The sequence below is a fragment of the Dietzia lutea genome (assembly GCF_003096075.1).
GTDB classification, from domain to species: domain Bacteria; phylum Actinomycetota; class Actinomycetes; order Mycobacteriales; family Mycobacteriaceae; genus Dietzia; species Dietzia lutea.
This window is the reverse complement of sequence record NZ_CP015449.1, coordinates 764,649-787,653: the sequence shown is the minus strand read 5'-3', so window position 1 is coordinate 787,653 and position 23,005 is coordinate 764,649. Positions and strand designations below refer to the sequence as shown.

Genomic DNA, 23,005 nt, shown 5'->3' with positions numbered 1-23,005 from the left:
CGCCGACGACGGATCAGACCATGGAGTCGGTGATCTTCTCGCCGAACTCGTTCTGTCCATACATGATGTACGCCTTCGTCGCCTCGTTGGCGGCGTGGACCCTACCCGCGTTGGCGTCGCGCCAGAACCGCTGGATCGGCGAGCTCACCTCGAGCGCGCGGGCACCGGAGTTCTGGAACAGCAGCCCGATCGCGTCGATCGAGCGCTGCGTGGCGCGGACCTGGTCGCGGCGGGCGCGCGTGCGGATGTCCATGCCCGGGAAGTCCCCGGCCTTGATGAGGTCCTGCTCCTCGCGCACGTTGCGCATGAGCTGGAGCCACGCGGCGTCGATGTCGCCGGCGGCCTCGGCCAGGCGGACCTTGGCGAACGGGTCGTCCTTGACCTTGGTCCCGAACGCGGCGCGGACGCGGTCCTGCTGGTGCGAGCGGTGCACGTCGTAGCAGCCGAACGCCATGCCGACGATGGGCGTGGAGATGGTGGTGGGGTGGATGGTGCCCCACGGCATCTTGTAGATCGGGTTGGTGTTGACCTCGAGCCCCGGCGCCTTGGTGGCGGCCATGAGACCGAAGGACAGGACGCGGTGCTCGGGGATCAGCGCGTCCTTGACCACGATGTCGTTGGACCCGGTGCCCTTGAGGCCGACGACGTGCCACACGTCGACGATCTCGTACTGCGACTTCTCGACCAGGAAAGTGCAGAAGTCCACCATCTTGTCGTTCTCGTCGAGGACCGGACCGCCCACGAAAACCCAGTCGGCGTGGTCGCTACCCGAGGACCACGACCACTTGCCGTTGAGCACCAGCCCGTCGGCGGTCTTCTTGGCCGCGCCCATCGGGGCGTACGACGACGAGATCCGCACCGTCGGGTCCTCGCCCCAGACGTCCTCCTGCGCCTGCTGCGGGAACAGGGCCAGGTGCCAGTTGTGGATGCCGAGGATGCTCGCGCACCAACCGGTGGACGGGCACGCGGTCGCGATCGTCATGGCGGCGGTGTAGAAGGTCTCCATGTCCGCCTCGTACCCGCCCCACTGGGCCGGCTGGCAGAGCTTGAAGAAGCCGGCCTCGTCGAGCTCCGCGATGTTCTGCGGGTGGACCTTGCGCAGGTCCTCGGTCTCCTGGGCGCGCTCGGCGAAACCGGGCAGCAGGGCCTTGATGCGGTCGATGACCTCGTGGGAGGCGTACTCGCTCATGTGTACCTCTCTGGCAGTGCGTGGGGTGATGCGGTCTAGACTAGAACACGTTACAGTTTTGCACCAGGCGGTCCCTCTCGGGCGGAACACCCTGGCACGCCGTGCCAGCACGAACGCTCCCTGGTTGTGGCCTGCCACCTCATTCTATAACCTGTTCTCATACGGCTCGCGCCCTCAGGAGGATCATCATGACCGCACCCGGTTCGGCCCCCGGAGCCGTCCGCGAAATCGACACCGGCGAGGTCCGGGATCGGTACGCGCGCGGATGGCACTGCATCGGCACCGTCAAGGAGTTCACCGACGGCAAGCCCCACTCCATCCAGGCCTTCGGCACCAAACTCGTGGTGTGGGCGAACGACGAGGGCGAGATCAACGTCCTCGACGCCTACTGCCGCCACCTGGGCGGGGACCTGTCCGACGGCTCCATCAAGGACGGCAACATCGCCTGCCCGTTCCACGACTGGCGCTGGGGCGGCGACGGCAAGTGCAAGGGCATCCCGTACGCCAAGCGCGTGCCCCTGCGTGCCAAGACCCGCTCCTGGACCACCAACGTCCAGTCCGGCCAGGTCTTCGTGTGGCACGACCACGAGGGCAAGCCGCCGCAGCCGGAGGACGCCATCCCGGCGATCGCCGAGTACGAGACCGGCGAGTGGACAGACTGGCAGTGGAACCGCCTCGTGATCGAGGGCTCCAACTGCATGGAGATCGTCGACAACGTGGTCGACATGGCGCACTTCTACTACATCCACTTCGCCTTCCCGACGTACTTCAAGAACGTCTTCGAGGGCCAGAAGGCGACGCAGTACCTCAACACGAAGGGCCGTCCCGACCACGATCCGTCCGGCGGCAAGTACGGCGACACGCTGCTCGAGTCCGAGGCCTCCTACTTCGGCCCGGCGTACATGATCAACCCGCTCAAGCAGATGTACGGCGGCTTCGAGACCGAGGCCATCCTCATCAACTGCCACTACCCGATCGACCAGAATTCGTTCGTGCTGATGTACGGACTGTCGGTCAAGAAGCCTCAGGGCTTCGACGACGCCACCTCCGAGAAGATGGCCGCGAAGATCGCCACCTTCTTCGGCGAGGGCTTCCTCCAGGACGTCCGTATCTGGCAGCGCAAGTCCCAGATCGCCAACCCGCTCCTCTGCGAGGAGGACGGTCCCGTCTACCAGCTCCGCCGCTGGTACGAGCAGTTCTACGTGGACCGCGACAAGGTGACGCCGGAGATGACCGAGCGCTTCGAGTTCGAGGTCGACACCACCGCCGCCAACCAGTACTGGGAGAAGGAGGTCGCCGAGAACATGCGCAAGCAGGAGGCCGGTGAGGCCGAGATCTCCGACGAGCAGACCCAGTACACCGGCATGGCAGAGGTCGCCGGCGAGGCCAACGCCACCCGGTCGCAGCACTGATGTTCAAGAAGAACGACTCGCGGCGCGCGCCGACCTGGGACGACACCGACCCGGCGCGCGCCGCGCGACTCCACTCGTACACCGACCTCGACCGCGAGACCTACACACGGGCGGGCTTCCAGCCCGTCGAGTGTCGTAGCTGCGGAACGTGCGTCTCGGTTCGCAAGAACAGCGAGAAGCACACGTCCATCCAGTGGACCGAGGGCAGCGACCGCATGTGCCCCGTGCTCACCGACTGGCGCGCGGGTGGCGAACGGCCGGAGGGCGAGGACACCTGCCCCCGGATGCTGGCGAGCATCCGCTACGCCTACGCGGAGGGTCTGCTGACCATCTCCGAGGGCGTGGACCCGGCCGACGACGAACACATGGTCAACCCGCTGTTCGTCCCCGAGTAAGACCGCGACGGCAGGCGACTTCCACTGAGTGAGAAACACTCGGTGGAGGTCGCCGCCGTCTGCGACAGTGCCCTGCGACCCCCGTCCCCCGCGTATCAAAGCGATAGGCTCCGCATCCATGACCGACACCCCACAGCTCGGCTCCTTCGTCCGCGAACTCACGATCGCGGACGTGATCGAGGAGACCGCCGACGCCAAGTCGATCGTCTTCGACGTCCCCGCAGGCGGCGAGGACGACTTCAGGTACACCCCGGGGCAGTTCCTCACCCTGCGGATCCCGAGCGACCGGACGGGCTCCGTCGCACGCTGCTACTCCCTGTCGAGCTCTCCCACCGAGGACGCCCGGCTCAAGGTGACCGTCAAGCGCACGATCGACGGCTACGGCTCCAACTGGCTGTGCGACAACGCCGAGGCCGGCATGAGCATGCACGTACTCGCACCGTCCGGCATCTTCACCCCCAAGAACCTTGACCAGGACTTCATCCTCCTGGCCGCCGGATCCGGCATCACCCCGGTGATGTCGATCCTCAAGTCCGCGCTCGCGCAGGGCACCGGCCACATCGTCATGGTGTACGCCAACCGTGACGAGAAGTCGGTCATCTTCAAGGACGAGCTGCAGGACCTGCAGCGCAACAATCCCGACCGCCTCACGGTCGTCCACTGGCTCGAGTCCGTCTCCGGCATCCCCACCGCCGAGATGATCGGCAACCTCCTCCAGCCGGTCGCCACCAAGCGCCACTCCTACATCTGTGGCCCCGCGCCGTTCATGGAGACCGTGAAGAACGGCCTGCGCCGCTCCGGCGCCGACATGCACCTCATCCACACCGAAGTGTTCTCCTCCATCGAGGGCGACCCGTTCGCGGAGATCGTCATCGACGACTCCCCCGGTGAGGACGGGGCCGGCCCCGCCACCGCGATCGTCGAGCTCGACGACGAGGTCCACGAGGTGTCCTGGCCGCGCCAGACCCCGCTCCTCGACGTCCTGCTCTCCAAGGGCATCAAGGCGCCGTTCTCCTGCCGCAAGGGCGAGTGCTCGGCATGCGCCTGCATCCTGAAGTCCGGCGAGGTCGAAATGATCCACAACGGGATCCTCGACCCCGAGGAGGTCGAGGAGGGCTACGTCCTGAGCTGCCAGCTCCTGCCCAAGACCGACCGCGTCGAGGTCTCCTACTCCGAGTGATCAGGTGACACACTCGTAAGGCGTGACCCACCCCGTCGTCGCCTTCACCTCCCGGTACGGCTCCACCCGGCGCTACGCCACCGCACTCGGCGAACGGCTCGGCACCACCGCAGTCGAGCTCGCCGACCTCGGCACCGCCCCCGACGCCGACCCGGTGATCGTGCTCGCACCTCTCTACGCGACACGGATCCTCGGGCGGCGCCGGATCATCCGGGCCGTCCGCTCATCCTCCGGGCGGGCGGCCCTCGTCGTCGTCGGCCTCTCCCCCGCCGACGACCCCGCCCGCGGTGACCTCACCGCCCGGCTAGTCGCCGCGACCGGCCGCCCGGTCGCCACCTTCCACCTCCGGGGCGACCTCGAGCCCGCGGGCCTCGGGTGGTCCGACCGCGCCCTCCTCGCCGTACTGCGCCGCCGGCTCCGCGCGGCGCCGGACGAGCCCATGTCCCGCTTGCTCCTCCCCGGCGGGCGCGTCGGCCTCACCGACCCGGCCGGTCTCGACCCGATCGTCGCCTGGGCGCTCGATACACCCGGCCCCTGATGCACCGCAGCCGCGCGCCCGGGACTCCCCGGACGCGCGGCTGCGGTGCGCGCCTCACCCGTTCACGGCGTCAGGCGTCGGCGAGCTCCTTCTGGATCTCCAGCGCGATGTCGATCAGCTGGTCCTCCTGGCCGCCGACCAGGCGCCGCTCACCGGCACGGATGAGGATCTCGGACGCGGGCACGTCGTACCGCTGCGCGTGGCCCTCGGCGTGCTTGAGGAACGACGAGTAGCAGCCCGCGTAGCCGAGCATCATGGCCTGGCGGTCGACGATGCACTCGTTGGGCATGAGCGGGCGGACGACGTCCTCGGCCGCGTCGGCGATCTTGAAGAAGTCGATGCCGGTGCGGATGTCGAGCTTGTCGCAGCAGCCGACGAGCGCCTCGACGGGCGTATTGCCCGCGCCCGCGCCGAAGCGGCGGGTCGAGCCGTCGATCTGCTGGGCGCCCGCGCGGATGGCCATGATCGAGTTGCCCACGCCGATGTCGAGGTTCTCGTGGCCGTGGAAGCCCACCTGGGCGTCGCCGCCGAGCTCCGCGACGAGCGCGGAGACGCGGTCGGAGACCTGGTCCATGACCAGCGCGCCGGCCGAGTCTACGATGTAGACGCACTGGCAGCCGGCGTCGGCCATGATGCGCGCCTGCTTGGCGAGCACCTCTGGCGGCTGGGTGTGGCTCATCATGAGGAAGCCGACGGTTTCGAGCCCGAGCTCGCGGGCGTAGCCGAAGTGCTGAATCGAGACGTCGGCCTCGGTGCAGTGGGTGGCGACGCGGCAGATCGAGCCGCCGTTGTCGCGCGCCTTGAGGATGTCGTCCTTGATGCCCAGGCCGGGAAGCGTGAGGAACGCGATCTTGGCCTGCTTGGCGGTCCCGGCCGCGGCCTTGATGAGCTCCTGGTCGTAGGACTTGGCGAAGCCGTAGTTGAACGACGCGCCGCCGAGCCCGTCGCCGTGGGTGACCTCGATGACCGGCACGCCGGCATCGTCGAGCGCGGCGACGACGTTGCGGACGTCCTCGACCGAGAACTGGTGGCGCTTGTGGTGCGAGCCGTCGCGGAGCGAGGAGTCGGTGATGCGGATGTCGAGCTCGTCACTGTAGGCGCGGGCCTGGGCGTTGAGGGGGTTGGTCTTGTCCATGTCTGTCACACTCCGAGCTTGCTCTTGGCGATCTCCTCGCCGACCTTTGCGGCGGCGGCGGTCATGATGTCGAGGTTGCCCGCGTACGGCGGCAGGAAGTCTCCGGCGCCCTCGACCTCGGCGAAGATCGCCACGCGGGCCATGCCGCCGGTGATCTCGGTGGGCGGGTCGAACTGCGGCTCCTGGAGCAGCCGGTAGCCCGGAACGTACTCCTGGATCTCCTTCTCCCGCTTTCGGATGGCGGTGGTGATGAGGTCGTGGTCCGCGTCCTCGGGGATCGAGCAGAAGATCGTGTCGCGCATGATCATGGGCGGCTCGGCCGGGTTGAGGATGATGATCGCCTTGCCCTGCTCAGCGCCGCCGACCTTCTCGATGGCCATCTTGGTGGTCTGCGTGAACTCGTCGATGTTCGCGCGGGTGCCGGGGCCGGCGGACTCGCTGGACACCGAGGCGACGATCTCCGCGTAGTCGACCGGGACGACCGAGGAGACGGCGTGGACCATCGGGATGGTGGCCTGGCCGCCGCAGGTGACCATGTTGGTGTTGGGGGCGTCGAGGTGCTCCCGGAGGTTGGCGGGCGGGATGACCATGGGGCCGACGGCCGCGGGCGTCAGGTCGATGGCGACGATGCCGGCGGCCTCGTACTTGGGCGCATACTCCTTGTGCACGTACGCGCTGGTGGCCTCGAAGAGGAGGTCGGGCTTCTCGCCGCCGGCCTCGATGGAGGCGAGCAGTTCGTCGGCGCCGCCGGCCATGCAGGTGAGGCCGTGTTCGGCGGCGCGCTTCATACCCTCGGATTCGGAGTCGATGCCGATCATCCACTTGGGCTCGATGTACTCACTGCGCTCGAGCTTGTACATGAGGTCGGTGCCGATGTTGCCGGACCCCACGATCGCTGCTGTGAGCTTGGTCTTCTCTGTCATGAGAGCAGTGTCGCGCGCGGAAAACGCACGCCACAAACAGCTGTGCCACTCAACGGCACAACTGCATGAGCCGACGGTGTCCGCTAGGCGGGTCGCCCGCGCGACCGGTCCGTACCGGGCGGATTCATGATGTACCCGTCCGCGGAGATCAGCCGGTCGGCGTAGTCCTCCCACGCCCTTTCCCGGATTCCGTCGCGGGCACGGGCCAACGGCCCCCGTGGTCTGGTGCGGTGCCGGTGGCCGGTCTCTGTGAGGATGATCAGCTCACCGAGCGGGCCGGGCCGGTAGGCGTTGGTCCCGAAGGTCTTCTCGCGGTGGTGCTTGCGGCAGAGGCACACGAGGTTCCACTCGAGGGTCGGGCCACCGAGTTCCGGGTCACGCTTGTTGAACGCGATGACATGATCCACGTCGCAGTCCCTCGCCGGTACCGAGCACCCCGGGTGCCGACACGTGCCGTCGCGGAGGCGGATCCGTTCCGCCATGGCCGGGCTGATCAGGTATCGCAGGGCGTGGTCCGGCGAGTCGACGGCGCCGGGCGCGGGATCGATCAGCTCGAAGCGCACGCTCGCGTCGTCGCCCTCCAGGAGCTGCTGGCAGAGCCAGTTGTAGCTGCTGTACGCACCGTGGACGAACTCGACCCGGTTGGGGAGCCCCTGCGCGACCGCGGCGACGCCGTCCTCCGACGCGGCGCGGGCCTCGGCCTCGGCCTCGATGCGCCCGCGCAACAATTCGGCCTCCGCCAGGGGCAGTTTCGCCAAGAGGTCGGCCATACCGTTGCGGCCGGTCCGGAACCGCACCATACGGGAAGCGGCGGCCTCGGCCTCCGCCTCCTCCGCCCCGGCGGGATCGAACCGAGCGACGAGCTCGTCGATCCGCGAGTCAACCTCGGCGCGGCTCGGCCGGTCCCCGCCCTCCGGGTCTCCGGCGAGCCCGGCCATCAACTCGCCCTCCACGTCAGAGACGATCGAGTCCGGCACTGCGGCCAACTTGCAGGCGATATCGATGGCCAGTTGCTCGGGCACCAACCCCCGGTCGACCGAGGACCTCAGGCGAGACAGCCGGGAGTAAATCTGCACTCCGGCCGTGACCAGCCGCTCGGTGTGCCAGCACGTGAGCTGACACGCCGCCGCCAGATGGTCCCGGGCCCGGGACTCCGGAGCCAGCCGCGCATAGGCCGGCCGAGACGGAGCCTCGCGGCGCTCCGCGTCGGTTGCCTCCGCCTCCGCCGCGCGGGAGAACTGCTGGACGAGCATGTTCGCGGCCTCCAACCGCGTGGCCCCGGCCCGGTTCTGTGCCAGTGTCGCCGCCCGCGCCGCGCTGACCGCCTTCATGTCGGCAGCGCCGAGCGGATCGGAGACGGCGAACAACGGCTTCGCTTCCGACATCTCCATCACCCCCGCGCCGCCCCAGTAGAACCTACATACGACCCCGGTAGATCCGCATGAATAGCGCAAGTGTTCGATCTAGCCGCCCAGGGATGTCCGACCCGCGCGCTACACTCACCGCATGACCGAGCCGCCCACCTCCCCCGTCGATCGCGCCTTCGAGATACTGCGCGTGACGGCGGCGGCCACGGGGATGACGCTGAGTGAGATCGCGCGGGAGACGGGGCTGGCCAAGTCCACGGCGCTGCGATTGCTCACCGCTCTAGAGCGCAACGACGCGGTGACGCGGATCGGCCAGCACTACCGGCTCGGGCCGCTGGTCCACGAACTGGACCCGATTCCCGTCTCGCCCGCGTACGAGCGGATTCGGCGGGTCCTCACGCCGTTCCTCGCGCACCTCTTCGAGGCCACGCGCGCGACCGTCCACCTGGCCACCCTGCACGGGGACGAGGTGGTCTATCTCAACAAGCTGCACGGGCCACGGCCGATCCCGTCGCCGTCACGGATCGGGGGCGGGCTGCCCGCGTACTGCACGGGTGTGGGCAAGGCGATGCTGGCGTTCGACGAGGACGCCGCCGGCCGCGTCGCCCAGGGGCCTATGGTCGCGTGGACCGAGACCACACTGACCTCGCCCGACGCTCTGGCGGTTGAGCTCGGCGAGATCCGCCGGAAGAAGCGCGCGGTGGACCGCGCCGAGCTCACGCCCGGGCTGTACTGCGTGGCGGCGCCGGTGTTCGACGGCGACGAGGAGGGCGCCGGCGGCACGCGGGCTGTCGCGGCCCTGTCCGCGAGCGCGGCGGACGAGAGTGCTCTGGCCCGGCTCGAACCGCTGGTCACCCGCGTCGCCGCAGCAGCCGGACGCGCCCTGGGCTCGGATCGTTAGCGGAACGCCATCGTCACGTCGCCCAGGCCGGCGAACTCCGCGCGGAAGGTGTCACCCGGCGTCGCGTCCATCGCGCGGATGGCGGTACCCGGGAGGATGACGTCGCCCTTGCGCAGGCGAACGCCGAACTTGGCGACCGTCGAGGCCAGCCAGCCCACCGAGTTCAGAGGGTTGCCCAGCACCGCGTCGGAGCGGCCCGAGGCGAGGAACTCACCGTTCTTGTAGAGGGTCGCATCGATCGCGGCCACGTCGATGTCCGCCAGACGCACGCGCTGCTGGCCGATGACGTAACCGCACGACGAGGCGTTGTCCGCGATCGTGTCCGGCAGCTTGATCTTCCAGTCCCGGATCCGGGAATCGATGAGCTCGATCGACGGGACGACCCACTCGATCGCCGCCGCGGCCTCCTCCTGCGAGCACCCCTCCGGCGGGATGTCGGCACCCAGGACGAAACCGACCTCCACCTCGACGCGCGGGAAACAGAAGCGCGCCGCCTCGATCGGCGTGCCCTCCGGGTACTCCATGGTGTCGAGCAGATGGCCGTAGTCGGGCTCGTCGACCCCCATCATCTCCTGCATGGCCTTGGACGCCAGGCCCACCTTGTGGCCGGTGACGACGGCTCCGGCATCGAGCTTGCGGCGGATGTTGACGAGCTGGATTTCGAACGCGTCGTCCGCGTTCATGTCAGGATGGGCGTCGGTCAGCGGGGCGATCGGCGAGACGTCGGTCTCGGCGCCCCAGAGTCGCTGGGCAAGAGTGGCGCGGGTCTCCTCAGTGAGCATGACGGGCATGCTACCTGGGGCGTCTGGCGCGACGGCGATCAGTTCTATAACGTGTTCTACATGGCAGACCAGGAATTCGACGTCGTCGTCGTAGGCAGCGGTGGAGCAGGCATGACGGCCGCCCTCGCGGCAGCAAAAAAGGGCCTCAGCGTGGTCCTCGTGGAGAAGGCCCCGCACTACGGAGGCTCCACCGCCCGCTCCGGCGGCGGCGTGTGGATCCCCAACAACTCGGTGCTCCAGCGCGACGGTGTCCTCGACACCCCCGAGGCCGCGCGGACCTACCTCCGATCGATCGTCGGTGACGTCGTCCCGGCCGAGCGGATCGACACCTACGTCGACCGCGGGCCCGAGGTCCTCGACTTCGTCCTCGCCAACTCCCCGCTCCAGCTTGAGTGGGTCAAGGACTACTCCGACTACTACCCCGAGGCTCCCGGCGGTCGTCTCGGAGGCCGGTCCGTCGAGCCGAAGCCGTTCGACCTGCGGCAGCTCGGTTCCGAGGCCGACAAGCTCGAGCCCGGTTACGCCAAGGCCCCGGCGAACATGGTGGTCATGCAGTCCGACTACCGGTGGCTCAACCTGCTGCAGCGGCCGACCACCAAGGGCATCCGCCGCTCGATCAAGGTGTCGCTGCGGATGTTCCTCGCGAAGGCCCGTGGGCAGAACTCGGTGGGCATGGGCCGCGCGCTCATCGCCGGCCTGCGCAAGGGCCTGCTCGACGCGGGCGTGCCGGTGTGGCTCGAGACGCCCATGACCGGCCTGGTCACCGAGGGCTCCGGCAACGAGGAGCGGGTCGTCGGCATCACCGCCACGCGTAACGGCGAGGAGGTCACCCTGCGGGCGCGCCTCGGCGTGGTGGTGGGCTCCGGCGGATTCGAGCACAACCAGGACATGCGGGACAAGTACCAGCGTCAGCCCATCCCCACCGACTGGACCGTGGGCGCGGCCGCCAACACCGGCGAGGGCATCGAGGCCATGGAGAAGGTCGGCGCCGAGCTGTCCTTCATGGAGGACGCATGGTGGGGCCCCACCATCATGCTCCCGCGCGGGCCCTGGTTCGCGCTGGCCGAGCGGTCCCTGCCCTGCTCGTTCATGGTCAACCCGCGCGGTGAGCGCTTCATGAACGAGTCGCTGCCCTACGTCGAGGCCGGCCACAAGATGTACGGCGGCGAGTACGGCCAGGGCGAGGGGCCGGCCGAGAACCTGCCGGCCTGGATCATCTTCGACCAGGAGTACAAGAACCGGTACCTGTTCGCCGGTCTGCAGGCCAAGCAGCCGCTGCCCAAGAAGTGGCTGGCGACCGAGAACTTCCACAAGGCCGACACCCTCGCCGAGCTCGCCGACCTCATCGGCGTGCCGGCCGACGCCCTCGAGCGCACCGCGGAGCGGTTCAACGGCTTCGCCGCAAAGGGCAGGGACGAGGACTTCCAGCGCGGAGAGTCGGGCTACGACCACTACTACGGCGACCCCACCAACAAGCCCAACCCGAGCCTCGGCCCGGTCCGCAAGGCCCCGTTCTACGCGGTGAAGATGGTGCCGGGCGACCTCGGCACCAAGGGCGGCGCGAACACCGACGTCCACGGCCGCGTGCTGCGCGAGGACGGGTCCGTGATCGAGGGCCTCTACGCCGCGGGCAACGCGTCCTCGCCGGTCATGGGCCACACCTACGCCGGACCGGGCGCCACCATCGGACCCGCCATGGTCTTCGGCTACCTCGCCGTGGAGCACATGCTCGCCTCCACCCCCACGACCCAGAAGACAGGAGTCTGACGTGCCGATCGATCTCGACATCGCCCTCGGGGCGCAGCTGCCCTCCCAGGAGTTCTCCTGGACCGCCTCCGACGTGGCGCTCTACGCGCTGTCCGTCGGCGCGGCCGCCGACCCCATGGACACCACCGGGCTCGAGTACGTCCACGACGTCGAGCCGAAGGTCCTCCCGTCGTTCGCCACGGTCGCCGCGACGATGAACGTCACCGAGGCGCCGAAGGTGTCCTTCCCCGGAGTGGAGATCAATCTGGCGAAGGTCGTCCACGGCAGCCAGTCCGTCACGCTGCACCGCCCCATCCCGGCCTCCGGCACCGCCGTGACCACGACGAAGATCGCCGAGATCCAGGACAAGGGCTCGGCCGCGGTGATCATCCAGGAGTCCGAGACGGTCTCCGCCCAGGGCGAGAAACTGTGGACCTCGCGGTCCGGCATCTTCGCGAAGGGTGAGGGCAACTTCGGCGGCGAGCGCGGTACCTCGGAGAAGGTGGAGTACCCCGAGCGGGACGCCGACCACACCATCGAGGTGGCCACGCTCCCCCAGCAGGCGCTGTTGTACCGCCTGTGCGGCGATCGCAATCCGCTGCACTCCGACCCCGCGTTCGCCGAGGCCGCCGGCTTCCAGCGTCCGATCCTGCACGGCCTGTGCTCCTACGGGCTGGTCCTGCGTGCGGTGGTCGACGAGGTGCTCGGCGGCGACGTCTCCCGCGTCAGCGGGTACGGCGTCACCTTCGGCGGCATCTTCTTCCCCGGCGAGACCATGCGCATCCGCGTGTGGGAGGAGGGCTCGCGACTGCTCGTGGCGGCCACCGTCACGGAGCGCGACGACGCGCCCGTCCTCAAGAACGTGGTGGTCGAGCTCGCCTGACCGGCGGCACCCACGCCTGAAGAACGCCCCGACGAACACCCCGCGGTCGATCACCGCGGGGTGTCGTCGTATCCGCGCCCGGCGCGGCCGCCCTGTGTGCCCGCCCGGCGCGGCCGCACGCGCCGGCCGCTGCTCAGCACATCTCGCGGAACTGCTCCACCAGGCGCAGGCGGCCGGGCGCATCGAGGGCCATGGGGACCACGGTGAGAGTGGTGGCGCCGGCCTCGCGGAACGCCTCGACCCGCTCGGCGACGTATCCGGCGGACCCGATGAGGGACACCGAGCGCACCAGCTCGTCCGGCACGGCCGCGGCGGCCTCCTCCTTTTTGCCGTCCAGGTAGAGATCCTGGATGCGGGCGGCCTCGTCCTCGTAGCCGTAGCGGCACGCGAGCTCGTTGTAGAAGTTCTTGCCGCGCGCACCCATGCCACCGATGTAGAGGGCGAGGTGCGGGCGCACGAGGTCCAGGTAGAAGGGAACCTCGGACTCGTCGCAGATCGCCAGGGCGGGGCCGGCGTAGACGTCGAGATCACCGAGCGACGGATCGCGCTTCGCCCTGCCCGCGGCCAGCGCGTCACCCCACGCCAGATGCGCCTTCTCAGGATGGAAGAACAGCGGCTGCCACCCATCCGCGACCTCGGCGGCCAGCTCGACGTTCTTCGGCCCCAGCGCGGCGAGGATGATGGGGATGGTCGAACGCACCGGGTGGTTGATGAGCTTGAGCGGCTTGCCCAGCCCGGTGCCCTGGTCGGCGGGCAGCGGGATCTGGTACTTCTTGCCGTCGTGGACGACCTTCTCGCGGCGCCACACCTTCCGGCAGATCTCGATGATCTCGCGCGTGCGGGCGAGCGGCGCGTCGTACTTCACGCCGTGGAAGCCCTCCACGACCTGCGGGCCGGAGGCGCCCAAGCCCAGGGTGAATCGGCCGTCGGAGACGAAGTCCAGCCCGGCGGCGGTCATGGCGGTGAGCGTGGGCGTACGGGTGTAGATCTGCAGGATGCCCGACGCCAGCTCCATCGTGGAGGTCTTGGCCGCGAGGTAGCCGAGCTGGCTCACGGCGTCGAACGAGTACGCCTCCGGGACGAACGCGATGTCCAGTCCCGCCCTCTCGAGGTCGGCGGCCTCCGCGGCCGTCTCGGCGAACCCGCCGCTGTAGTTCAGAGCCATCCCGATGCGCATGCGCGTCACGTTACCGGGGTGTGGGCACGCCTCTGATCACCGCGTCGACCTCCCCGCCGATGCGCACGAACACCCCGACCCGGCGGCGCAGGGGCGTGTCCGCGCGTTCGTAGCCCACGAGGCGGTACCCGGCGTCCGCGGCGACGGCGAGGACGGTGGCCTCGGGCAGGTCGACGTCGGAGGTGGGGACGACGACGAGATCGCCACCGCGCAGCATCCGGGCCAGTCGCAACCGGCGCGTGCGGTCGTCCCCCCGGCGCCGCGACCACCGGCGGATGGCCACCACCACGGCGGCGATCCCCCACGCGAGCAACGGGAGCAGCGCCAGGATCGTGAGCACCCAGCCGGGGCTCATCGTGTGAACCGCATCGGTTCGAGCCACGGGCCCCGCTGGACGAGCGCCCGCGTGCCCCCGTCGGGTTCCCAGCCCCTGGACCGGGCCGCCGCGTAGACGACGGACCTCGGCAATCGCAGCTCCCACGGGCGGAGGACGACCTCGTCGTCGTCGCCGTCCAACCGCACGGCGAGCGCACGGGCGCGCCGGCCGTGCCGGCCCCGGAAGGACCGCACCACGCCGCGGACCCGCTCGGTCGGGTCGATTTTCCGCATGCACCGGATCGTACGGGGCCGTAGGCTCGCCCACATGGCACCCAAGCCGCGCCTGCAGTCCGAGTCCCATCCCGTCGAGTCACGCGTCGCCGACCCACGGCCGGCCGACCCCGAGCTCACCGACGACGGCCACGTCGTGGAGCCCAGTGCCGCTGACTACCGGCACGCGTCCGAGCTGGAGATCGACCGCGACTGGTACAAGACCGCGGTGTTCTACGAGGTCCTCGTCCGGGCGTTCTACGACTCCGACGGCAACGGCACCGGCGACCTGCGCGGCCTCACCGAGAAGCTCGACTACCTGCAGTGGCTCGGCGTGGACTGCCTCTGGCTCCCGCCGTTCTACGACTCCCCCCTGCGCGACGGCGGCTACGACATCCGCGACTTCCGCACCGTGCTGCCCGAGTTCGGCACCGTCGAGGACTTCGTCGAGTTCCTCGACCAGGCCCACAGCCGCGGCATCCGGGTCATCACCGACCTCGTCATGAACCACACCTCCGACACCCACGCCTGGTTCCAGGAGTCCCGCTCCGACCCGGAGGGCCCGTACGGCGACTTCTACGTGTGGTCCGACGACGACACGCGGTACCCCGAGGCCCGCATCATCTTCGTCGACACCGAGTCCTCCAACTGGACCTACGACCCCGTGCGCGGGCAGTTCTACTGGCACCGCTTCTTCTCCCACCAGCCGGACCTCAACTACGACAATCCCGAGGTCCAGGACGCGATGATCGACGTCCTGCGCTTCTGGCTGGATCTGGGCATCGACGGCTTCCGCCTGGACGCCGTGCCGTACCTGTTCGAGCGCGACGGCACCAACTGCGAGAACCTACCCGAGACGCACGACTTCCTGCGCAGGTGCCGTGCCGTGGTCGAGGAGGAGTTCCCGGGGCGCGTGCTGCTCGCCGAGGCCAACCAGTGGCCCGACGACGTGGTGGACTACTACGGCGAGCCCGAGGTGGGCGACGAGTGCCACATGGCGTTCCACTTCCCGCTCATGCCGCGGATCTTCATGGCCGTGCGGCGGCAGTCCCGCTTCCCCGTCACCGAGATCCTCGCCCACACCCCCGACATCCCGTCCTCGGCGCAGTGGGCGATCTTCCTGCGCAACCACGACGAGCTCACGCTCGAGATGGTCACCGACGAGGAACGCGACTACATGTACGCGGAGTACGCCAAGGACCCGCGGATGAAGGCCAACATCGGCATCCGCCGGCGCCTGGCCCCGCTGCTCGACGGCGACACCAACCAGCTCGAGCTGTTCACCGCGCTGCTGCTCAGCCTGCCCGGTTCGCCGATGCTGTACTACGGCGACGAGATCGGGATGGGCGACAACATCTGGCTCGGCGACCGCGACGCCGTCCGCACGCCCATGCAATGGAGCCCCGACCGTAACGCCGGCTTCTCCCGCTGCGACCCGGGACGCCTCTACCTGCCGGTCATCATGGACCCGCAGTACGGCTACCAGGGCGTCAACGTGGAGGCGCAGATGAACTCCACCGCGAGCCTGCTGCACTGGACCCGGCGGATGATCCACGTCCGCAAGGAGCACCGCGCGTTCGGCCTGGGTGAGTTCATCGACCTCGGCGGCTCCAACCCGTCGATCCTGTCCTACCTGCGCACGCTGGAGGGCGCCGACGACGAGCCCGACGTCATCCTCTGCGTCAACAACCTGTCCCGGTTCCCGCAGGCCGTGCGGCTGGACCTGGCCGAGTTCGCGGGCCGCCAGCCCCACGAGCTCACCGGCGGGGTGCCGTTCCCCGAGATCGACGCCGACCCCTACCAGCTCACGCTGCCCGGGTACGGCTTCTACTGGCTCGAACTGCGCAGCCCGGAGGAGGGACCGTGAGTATCGCCCCCGTCGACGACGCCACCCTGGCCCGACTGCTCACGGACTGGCTGCCCGAACAGCGCTGGTTCGCCGGCAAGGGACTCGAGCTCAGCGGCGTGCGGGTCACCCGACGCGCGATGATGCTGGACGACCCGGAGGTCCTGGTCGAGCACCTGCTCGTGGACCTCGAGGTGGACGGTCGACCCCAGCGCTACCAGGTGCCCATCGCCACCGCGCCGGAGCTGCCGGGCGACCGGCGCGCGTTCCCGCTGACCCCCGAGGGCGCCTCCCCCGTCGTCTACGACGGGCTGCGTGACCCGCGCGGCACCGAGTCGCTGCTGCGACACCTGGGCGAGCAGGCCGAGGTCGGGGGCCTGCGGTTCCGCCTCGTCGCCGACGCGCCCGTCCCCGAACCCACGTGGGGGCGGCTGCTCGAGGGCGAGCAGTCCAACTCCTCCCTGGTGTTCGGGGACGACCTCATGGTCAAGCTGTTCCGCCTCGTCCAGCCGGGCGTCAACCCGGACGTGGAGCTCCACGCCGCGCTGGCCGACCGGGACTGCCCGGCCGTGGCGGCGCTGCGGGGCTGGGTGGAACTGGACGACGGCGAGGTTGGCGACCTCGGGGGCGGGCCCACGACCCTGGCCATGGCTCAGGAGTTCATGGCGGGCGCGGCCGACGGGTGGGCGATGGCCACGGCGAGCGTCCGCGATCTCTTCGCCGAGGCCGACCTGTTGGCCGAGGAGGTGGGCACCGATTTCGCCGACGAGGCCTCCCGGCTCGGCGCGGCCGTGGCTCAGGTGCACGAGGACCTCGCGGCCGCGACCGGGGTGACCACGCGCGACGGGACCGACCTGGTGGCGTCGATGCGGGCGCGGCTGGACGCGGCGGTCGCCGAGGTGCCGGCGCTGGCGGAGTACGCGGACGCCGCACGCGCGGTGTTCGACGAGGTCGCCGGCTCCGGGCCGGTGCCCGTCCACCGCATCCACGGCGACCTGCACCTCGGGCAGACCCTGCGGGCGCCGGACCGCTGGATCGTCATCGACTTCGAGGGCGAGCCGTCCGCGCCCCTCGCCGAGCGCCGGGTGCCGGACTCGCCCGCGCGCGATGTGGCGGGCATCCTGCGCAGTCTCGACTACGCGGCCCAGCACACGCTCGTCGGCGTGGAGGACCGGCAGCTGCGTTTCCGGGCCCGCGAGTGGCGTGACCGCAACGTCGACGCCTTCTGCTCGGGGTACGCCGAGGTCAGCGACTCCGATCCCCGCGACACCGGGGCTCTGCTGCGGGCGTACACGCTGGACAAGGCCTTGTACGAGGTGGTCTACGAGTCACGGAACCGGCCTGGGTGGGTCCCGGTGCCGATGGGCGCGGTGGAGCGGATCCTCTCCGCCGGCTGACCGGCTCCCCACTCCCCGCGATGCACGCCTCGCGACGCACGCCTCGCGACGCACGCCGGCCGGGTCCGCTGGTGCGGACCCGGCCGGGACGGTCAGTGCTGGTGCGTCACCGCTCGTGCGCTACTTCGTGGAGATCTGCTCCTTGGCCCACTTGTAGTCGGCCTTGCCCGCGGGCGAGCGGCGGATCTCGGGGACGTCGACGATCACCTTGGGCACCTTGTAGTTGGCCAGGGACTCACGCAGGAACGCGGAGAGTTCCTCCGGCTCGGCCGACTTGCCCTCGCGGAACGACACGACCGCGGCGACCTTCTGGCCGAAGCGCGGGTCGGGGGCGCCGGCGACCAGCGCATCGTGCACGGCAGGGTGGGCCTTGAGCGCCTGCTCGACCTCCTCGGGGAAGACCTTCTCGCCACCGGTGTTGATGCAGCCCGAGCCGCGGCCCAGGAACACGATGGAACCGTCCTCGCGGATCTGGCCCATGTCGCCGAGCACCGCGACCCGCTGACCGTCGACCACGGGGAAGGTCTTGGCGGTCTTCTCCGGGTCGTTCCAGTAGCCGAGCGGGACGTGACCGCGGCGCACGATGTAGCCGATCACGTCGGATCCGGGGGCGATCGGCTTGTTGGACTCGTCGATCAGACCGAGGCGCGGGCTCGGCGCCAGGATCATCTCGCCGTCCTCGTTGAGGTTCAGCTCGCCGTCGTTACCGGTCTCCGAGGCACCGAAGTTGTCGCGGATGATGACGTTCGGGAACTCCTCGTGCAGCCGGTCACGCGAGGTCTTGGACCAGATGCCACCGCCGGAGGCGACCATGAACATCGAGCTGAAGTCCTTGCTCTTCCTGGCCTCCAGCAGGGCGTCGGTGATCGGCACGGCCATGCCGTCGCCGACGAACATCAGCATCTGCGCCTTGTACTCCGCGGTGGCGTCCACGATGACCTCCGCGTCGAAGTCGCGGAACAGCACCAGGTGACCACCCATGTTGACGAAGGTCAGCAGCGTGAACAGTCCGGCGCCGTGCATGAGCGGAGCCGAGATGACGATGCGGAAGCCGCCCTCGGGCGACACGTTGTCCGCGACCTCCTGCGGGCTGTGCCGCTTGTCGCCATAGGGGTTACCGCCGGACAGGCACGCGTAGTAGTAGTCCGACATCTTCCACTGGACGCCCTTGGGGAACCCGGTCGTGCCGCCGGTGTAGACGATCCAGTGGTCGTCACCGCGGGCCGGCTCGAACCCGCGCTCCGCCGATTGCTCCGGCAGCTCGGCGTCGACGTCGACCATGGTGAGACCGGCGGCCGCACACGCGTCCGCGAGGACCTGCGGCGCCCCGCCGACGGCGAGAACCGTGCGAGTGCTGGTCAGCTGCGGCACGGCGGCGGCCATCGTCTCGGCGAACTCGGCGTCGACCATCACGGCGACCGACTGCGAGTCGTTGAACAGGTAGACGAGCTCGGCCGGGGTGTAACGGTAGTTGACGTTGATCCCGGCCACGCGGATCTTCATGGACGCCACGATGGCGGCCATGTGCTCGGCGCTGTTCTTCATGTAGAGCGCGACGTGACTGAGCGGCTCCGCGCCGTGGGCCTTGAGGAGGTGGCCCATCCGGTTGGCGAGCTCGTCGATCTGCCGGTACGTGTAGTCGACACCGTCCATGGTGAGCAGCAGGTTGTCCGGGATCTTGTCGACAACGGCCTCGAACACGGCGGCTTCGTTCATGTCCGGGTTGGTTCCGGCGAGGGGATCGGTGGACTGATCGGCAACTGCGTCGGTCATCGGGGCAGGTCCTTAAAGGCGGCGGGTGTGTGTCTGCTCTCACATTGTGGCCTGAACTTGTTCTCATGTCCAGACCGGGGTCTGAGCAGCGATAATCGGCCATAACTGTAACGAGTTCCACCAAGATGCATACCTTAGGGCATGGTTACGGGTGACCGCGCTCGGTCGAGCGTCTACATTGCGCTCATGAGCGGATCACGGCCCCGACATCCCGGCCCGCCGTACGACGGTGGCCTCCGACTGCCACGCTCGACCGGGTCCGGTGAGGTCCCCCAGGACGGCCGCCGATCGTCCGACCGCGAGGCCGACCGACCGTCCCGACGAGGGCCCGTCCTCCAGGGCCCGGCCGAACAGGGGACGCTGCGCTCGCGGGGCCTCGCCGAGGCGTTGCGCCTGTTCGTGCGCCCCGCCCTGGACCGGATGCCCGCCACCGACGCCTCGCTCGGGCGGCTGCGGACCCTCACCTCGGGAGCGGGCCGTGCCGCCGCGCTGGAGAGCACCAACGACTGGTCGTCGGACGGGCCGGTGCCCGGCCTGTGGGTGGGCCGCAAGAGATTCTTCGACTCCGACAAGGTGATCTACCACGTCCACGGCGGCGGCTTCACGTTCGGATCCCCGTGGTCACACAAGGCGCTCGCGTCCCGGATCGCCAGCGAGACCGGCGTCCCGGTCTTCCTGCCGGACTACCGGCTCGCGCCCGAGCATCCGCACCCGGCGGCCACCGAGGACACCATCGCCGGCTGGGAGTGGCTGATCGAGATGGGGTTCCCCGCCGAGGACATCGTGGTCGCCGGCGACTCCGCGGGCGGCAACCTGGCCCTGCAGTTGGTGGCCTACCTCGAGCGGACGCGGGCGCCGATGCCGGCGGGCGTCGTGCTGCTCTCCCCCTGGATCGATCTGGACTTCACGGACATGACGGAGCGGGACCGGACACGGAAGGACCCGTTCCTCGCCCTGGGGCTCGCCGAACTGTGCCGACGCCAGTACGCGCCCGGCGTGGACCCGGACGATCCGGCCATCTCGCCGATCAACTACGAGCCGTCGCCGGACTGGCCGCCGTTCCTCATCCAGGCCGGCGGCCAGGAGATCTTCCGGGGCGGGATCGAGCGGATGGCGGAGAACTTCGCCGAACACGGCGTGCGCCACGAGTTCCAGCTGTGGCCGGACCAGTTCCACGTGTTCCAGGTGTTCCACCCGCTCGTCCCGGAGGCGCGGGTCGCGGTCCGCGACATCGGGTCGTTCGTCCGCGGATGCCTGCGCCGCTGAGCCGGCGGCGCGGGCGCGCGTCAGGCGTGCGCGGACACGGCCTTCCGGCGCGACGCGCGCAGCAGCAGATCCTTGGGCAGTTCGCGGGCCCGTCGGGGCGTCCTGCGGTACAGAAGCGCCCCCACGGCCATGAGCGTGCTGAACCGGCGCTCGTCGACCGGACTCCAGGCGAAGCCGTAGGCGTCCCGCAGCTGCGTGGGCAGCAGCCCGATGGTGATGAAGCGCATGAGACGGAAGACCGGGCGGACCGGCAGGGGGTGCCCGGACGGGGTCGAGCAGCCTGGCCCCGTACTCGCGCACCCGCTCGTCGATCTCGATCCCGTCCAGGGTGCGCGCCACGTAGGCGTCGTAGGCCGCCCGGTCGGCCGGCCAGTCCTCCGGTGGGACCTGCAGCGAGGTGCCGTAGGTCTGGAACTCGCGGTAGAGCCGCTCGGCGGCCTCGTCGTCGAGCGGACCGAACATGCGCTGCCACATGTCCCGGCCGCCGTAGTACATGCACCCGGCCACCCAGAGCTGCAGCCCGGGGTCGAAGGCCGAGTACTCGACCTCCGCCCCGGGCGCCGACCGCACCGGCCGGTGGGCGCGGTTGACCATGCGGATCACCGCCTCCCGCTCGGCCGGGGTGCCGAACGCCACGAGATAGATGTAGGCGGTCGTGTTGCGGAACCGCCCGATCGGATCCCGTAGCGCCCGGCTGTGATCGGCGACGCCGTGCCCGACCGGCTACAGGGCGATCTCCATGAGGAAACGCCTCGGCGCCCCGGCCAGGAACGCGGCGTCGCCCACGACGTCGTGGAGCGTCGGGCCGCGGACGGCACCGGCGGCGGAGCGGCTGGCGGTGGTCATCCCCTCACCCTAGCGCCGATCACATATATGTGATGTGACTCCCGGTTAACCGGCTCAGACGGTGAGGACCAACCCGGAGGTGGGCACGCCGGTGCCCGCGGTGACGACGAGCTTCTCGGCGCCGGGGACCTGGTTGACCGAGTCACCGCGGAGCTGACGCACGCCCTCGGCGATGCCGTTCATGCCGTGGATGTAGGCCTCGCCGAGCTGGCCGCCGTGGGTGTTGAGCGGCAGCCTGCCGCCCACCTCGAGGGCGCCGGATTCGCGGACGAAGTCCTTGGCCTCGCCGCGCCCGCAGAAGCCGAGCTCCTCGAGCTGCATGAGCACGTATGGGGTGAAGTGGTCGTACAGCACCGCCATGTCCATGTCCTCGGGCCGCAGGCCGGACTGGTTCCACAGCTGGTCGCCGACGATCCCCATCTCGGGCAGCCCGGCGAGCTCGGGGCGGTAGTACGAGGTCATGATGTACTGGTCCGGCCCGGAGCCCGAGGCCGCGGCCGCGATCGAGACGGGCGTGTGCGGCAGGTCGCGGGCCCGCTCGGGCGTGGTCACCACGATCGCCTGCCCGCCGTCCGACTCCTGGCAGCAGTCCAGCAGGTGCAGCGGCTCGGCGATGTAGCGCGAGGTCTGGTGCTCCTCCAGCGTGATGGGTTTGCCGTGGAAGAACGCCGCCGGGTTGACCGCGGCGTGCTTGCGGTCCACCACCGCGACCCGGCCGAAGTCCTCGCTCGTGGCGCCGTACTCGTGCATGTACCGCTGCGCGACCATCGCGACGAACCCCGCCGGGGTGGACAGGCCGTGCGGGTAGGAGAACGCGTTGTCCGTGCCCGAGGAGTTCACCTGGTGCACGAGAGCCGAGTTGACCTGGCCGAACCGCATCCCCGAGCGCTCGTTGAACGCGCGGTAGCAGACCACGACCTCCGCGACGCCGGTCGCCACGGCCATCGCCGCCTGCTGGACCGTCGCACACGCCGCGCCGCCGCCGTAGTGGATGCGCGAGAAGAAGTTGAGGCTGCCGATCCCGGCGGCGCGGGCCACCGCGACCTCGGTGTTGGTGTCCATCGTGAACGACACCAGGCCGTCGACGTCCGACGGCTGCAGTCCGGCGTCGGCGACCGCCGCGCGGACGGCCTCGGCGGCCAGCCGCAGCTCGGACCGGCCGGAGTCCTTGGAGAAATCGGTCGCGCCGATCCCGACGATCGAAGCCTTGTCCGCGAGGGAGCTCACTGCGGGTCTCCGTTCATGTAGAGGGTGGCCGTGGAGGTGACGTGTGCGCCCATCGAGTCCGTGCCGACGATCTTCAGCGTGACCAGCCCGTCGTCGTCGATACCCGTGACCTCACCCGTGAGTGTCAGGGAGTCGTACGCGTACCAGGGCACGCCGAGGCGCAGCTTGATCGACGTGATGCGGGCCCGCTGGCCCGCCCAGTCGGTCACGTACCGCTGCACGAGACCGGTGTCGGTGAGGATGTTGACGAAGATGTCCTTCGACCCCTTGGCGTGGGCGAGGTCGCGGTCGTGGTGGACGTCCTGGAAGTCCCGGGTCGCCAGGGCGGAGGCCACGATGAACGTGGGCGTGCCCTCGATGGTCAGCTCGGGCAGCCGGTCCCCCACCGCCACGGCGGGCGGCTCGGCGGGGCAGATCACGTCGGTCACTGCACT

22 protein-coding genes and 1 pseudogene are annotated in these 23,005 nt (G+C 69.7%); 10 read left to right on the top strand and 13 right to left on the bottom strand.

Going from position 1 to position 23,005, the window contains the following annotated elements; genetic code table 11:
• Positions 1-13: 13 nt before the first annotated feature.
• Positions 14-1,189 (bottom strand): 3-hydroxy-9,10-secoandrosta-1,3,5(10)-triene-9,17-dione monooxygenase oxygenase subunit, encoded by a 1,176-nt coding sequence (gene hsaA, locus A6035_RS03535; protein ID WP_108846638.1) that lies wholly within the window; start codon positions 1,187-1,189, stop codon positions 14-16.
• Between the two features lie 188 nt (positions 1,190-1,377).
• Between hsaA and A6035_RS03530 the strand changes: the two genes are divergently transcribed.
• From A6035_RS03530 to A6035_RS03515, 4 genes are all read left to right on the top strand, one after another.
• Positions 1,378-2,601 carry a 3-ketosteroid-9-alpha-monooxygenase, oxygenase component gene (locus A6035_RS03530; protein WP_108846637.1) on the top strand — a complete coding sequence of 408 codons (1,224 nt, stop codon included), beginning with the start codon at positions 1,378-1,380 and terminating at the stop codon, positions 2,599-2,601.
• A complete protein-coding gene (locus tag A6035_RS03525) occupies positions 2,601-2,996 on the top strand; it encodes a hypothetical protein (protein WP_108846636.1) in 396 nt (131 codons plus the stop codon). Before A6035_RS03530 ends, A6035_RS03525 begins: the two co-directional genes overlap by 1 nt.
• Positions 2,997-3,114: 118 nt before the next feature.
• Positions 3,115-4,176 carry a ferredoxin--NADP reductase gene (locus A6035_RS03520; protein WP_108846635.1) on the top strand — a complete coding sequence of 354 codons (1,062 nt, stop codon included), beginning with the start codon at positions 3,115-3,117 and terminating at the stop codon, positions 4,174-4,176.
• 22 nt (positions 4,177-4,198) lie between these two features.
• Positions 4,199-4,714, top strand: a complete 516-nt coding sequence (locus tag A6035_RS03515; RefSeq protein ID WP_108846634.1) for a flavodoxin domain-containing protein — start codon at positions 4,199-4,201, stop codon at positions 4,712-4,714.
• A gap of 70 nt (positions 4,715-4,784) precedes the next feature.
• Here the strand turns inward: A6035_RS03515 and dmpG are convergent, their stop codons facing one another.
• From dmpG to A6035_RS03500, 3 genes are all read right to left on the bottom strand, one after another.
• On the bottom strand, positions 4,785-5,849 hold the full coding sequence (gene dmpG, locus A6035_RS03510) for a 4-hydroxy-2-oxovalerate aldolase (protein ID WP_108846633.1): 1,065 nt from the start codon (positions 5,847-5,849) through the stop codon (positions 4,785-4,787).
• Positions 5,850-5,854: 5 nt separating this feature from the next.
• Positions 5,855-6,772, bottom strand: coding sequence for an acetaldehyde dehydrogenase (acetylating) (locus tag A6035_RS03505; protein WP_108846632.1), 918 nt, complete (start codon positions 6,770-6,772; stop codon positions 5,855-5,857).
• A gap of 83 nt (positions 6,773-6,855) precedes the next feature.
• Positions 6,856-8,157, bottom strand: coding sequence for an HNH endonuclease signature motif containing protein (locus A6035_RS03500; protein WP_235026816.1), 1,302 nt, complete (start codon positions 8,155-8,157; stop codon positions 6,856-6,858).
• A gap of 121 nt (positions 8,158-8,278) precedes the next feature.
• Here A6035_RS03500 and A6035_RS03495 point away from each other — a divergent pair, with 121 nt between their 5' ends.
• Positions 8,279-9,040 carry an IclR family transcriptional regulator gene (locus tag A6035_RS03495; RefSeq protein WP_108846630.1) on the top strand — a complete coding sequence of 254 codons (762 nt, stop codon included), beginning with the start codon at positions 8,279-8,281 and terminating at the stop codon, positions 9,038-9,040.
• On the opposite strand, the gene A6035_RS03490 is transcribed toward A6035_RS03495, so the two are convergent.
• Positions 9,037-9,822 carry a 2-keto-4-pentenoate hydratase gene (locus A6035_RS03490; RefSeq protein WP_200836456.1) on the bottom strand — a complete coding sequence of 262 codons (786 nt, stop codon included), beginning with the start codon at positions 9,820-9,822 and terminating at the stop codon, positions 9,037-9,039. The genes A6035_RS03495 and A6035_RS03490 overlap by 4 nt on opposite strands.
• Positions 9,823-9,882: 60 nt before the next feature.
• Between A6035_RS03490 and kstD the strand changes: the two genes are divergently transcribed.
• Together kstD and A6035_RS03480 are read left to right on the top strand one after the other, a co-directional pair.
• Entirely contained in the window at positions 9,883-11,589 is a 1,707-nt protein-coding gene (gene kstD / locus A6035_RS03485; protein WP_235026817.1) for a 3-oxosteroid 1-dehydrogenase, read from the top strand.
• A 1-nt stretch (position 11,590) separates the two neighbouring features.
• Complete coding sequence (locus tag A6035_RS03480) at positions 11,591-12,451, top strand: MaoC/PaaZ C-terminal domain-containing protein (protein WP_108846627.1); 861 nt, start codon at positions 11,591-11,593, stop codon at positions 12,449-12,451.
• A 133-nt stretch (positions 12,452-12,584) separates the two neighbouring features.
• On the opposite strand, the gene A6035_RS03475 is transcribed toward A6035_RS03480, so the two are convergent.
• The 3 genes from A6035_RS03475 to A6035_RS03465 are packed head-to-tail and all read right to left on the bottom strand — an operon-like array spanning position 12,585 to position 14,237.
• Positions 12,585-13,628 carry an LLM class F420-dependent oxidoreductase gene (locus A6035_RS03475; protein ID WP_108846626.1) on the bottom strand — a complete coding sequence of 348 codons (1,044 nt, stop codon included), beginning with the start codon at positions 13,626-13,628 and terminating at the stop codon, positions 12,585-12,587.
• Positions 13,629-13,638: 10 nt separating this feature from the next.
• On the bottom strand, positions 13,639-13,983 hold the full coding sequence (locus A6035_RS03470) for a hypothetical protein (RefSeq protein WP_108846625.1): 345 nt from the start codon (positions 13,981-13,983) through the stop codon (positions 13,639-13,641).
• Entirely contained in the window at positions 13,980-14,237 is a 258-nt protein-coding gene (locus A6035_RS03465; RefSeq protein WP_108846624.1) for a hypothetical protein, read from the bottom strand. Before A6035_RS03465 ends, A6035_RS03470 begins: the two co-directional genes overlap by 4 nt.
• Positions 14,238-14,271: 34 nt before the next feature.
• Between A6035_RS03465 and treS the strand changes: the two genes are divergently transcribed.
• Together treS and A6035_RS03455 are read left to right on the top strand one after the other, a co-directional pair.
• Positions 14,272-16,083, top strand: a complete 1,812-nt coding sequence (gene treS / locus A6035_RS03460; protein ID WP_200836457.1) for a maltose alpha-D-glucosyltransferase — start codon at positions 14,272-14,274, stop codon at positions 16,081-16,083.
• Positions 16,080-17,459, top strand: coding sequence for a maltokinase N-terminal cap-like domain-containing protein (locus A6035_RS03455; protein ID WP_108846623.1), 1,380 nt, complete (start codon positions 16,080-16,082; stop codon positions 17,457-17,459). The genes treS and A6035_RS03455 overlap by 4 nt, the downstream gene beginning before the upstream one ends.
• Before the next feature lie 120 nt (positions 17,460-17,579).
• On the opposite strand, the gene A6035_RS03450 is transcribed toward A6035_RS03455, so the two are convergent.
• Positions 17,580-19,232 (bottom strand): AMP-binding protein, encoded by a 1,653-nt coding sequence (locus tag A6035_RS03450; RefSeq protein WP_108846622.1) that lies wholly within the window; start codon positions 19,230-19,232, stop codon positions 17,580-17,582.
• A gap of 186 nt (positions 19,233-19,418) precedes the next feature.
• On the opposite strand from A6035_RS03450, the gene A6035_RS03445 reads away from it, so the two are divergent.
• On the top strand, positions 19,419-20,498 hold the full coding sequence (locus A6035_RS03445; RefSeq protein ID WP_108846621.1) for an alpha/beta hydrolase: 1,080 nt from the start codon (positions 19,419-19,421) through the stop codon (positions 20,496-20,498).
• Positions 20,499-20,518: 20 nt separating this feature from the next.
• Here A6035_RS03445 and A6035_RS03440 read toward each other — a convergent pair.
• The 4 genes and pseudogenes from A6035_RS03440 to A6035_RS03430 form a co-directional block, all read right to left on the bottom strand.
• A pseudogene (locus tag A6035_RS03440) lies at positions 20,519-21,173 on the bottom strand (oxygenase MpaB family protein).
• Between the two features lie 48 nt (positions 21,174-21,221).
• Positions 21,222-21,344: a hypothetical protein gene (locus tag A6035_RS19130; protein ID WP_268817644.1), complete on the bottom strand. Its 123-nt coding sequence runs from the start codon at positions 21,342-21,344 to the stop codon at positions 21,222-21,224.
• A 54-nt stretch (positions 21,345-21,398) separates the two neighbouring features.
• A complete protein-coding gene (locus A6035_RS03435; protein WP_108846620.1) occupies positions 21,399-22,571 on the bottom strand; it encodes a lipid-transfer protein in 1,173 nt (390 codons plus the stop codon).
• Positions 22,568-22,999 carry a MaoC family dehydratase gene (locus A6035_RS03430; protein WP_108846619.1) on the bottom strand — a complete coding sequence of 144 codons (432 nt, stop codon included), beginning with the start codon at positions 22,997-22,999 and terminating at the stop codon, positions 22,568-22,570. The genes A6035_RS03435 and A6035_RS03430 overlap by 4 nt, the downstream gene beginning before the upstream one ends.
• Positions 23,000-23,005 lie beyond the last annotated feature (6 nt).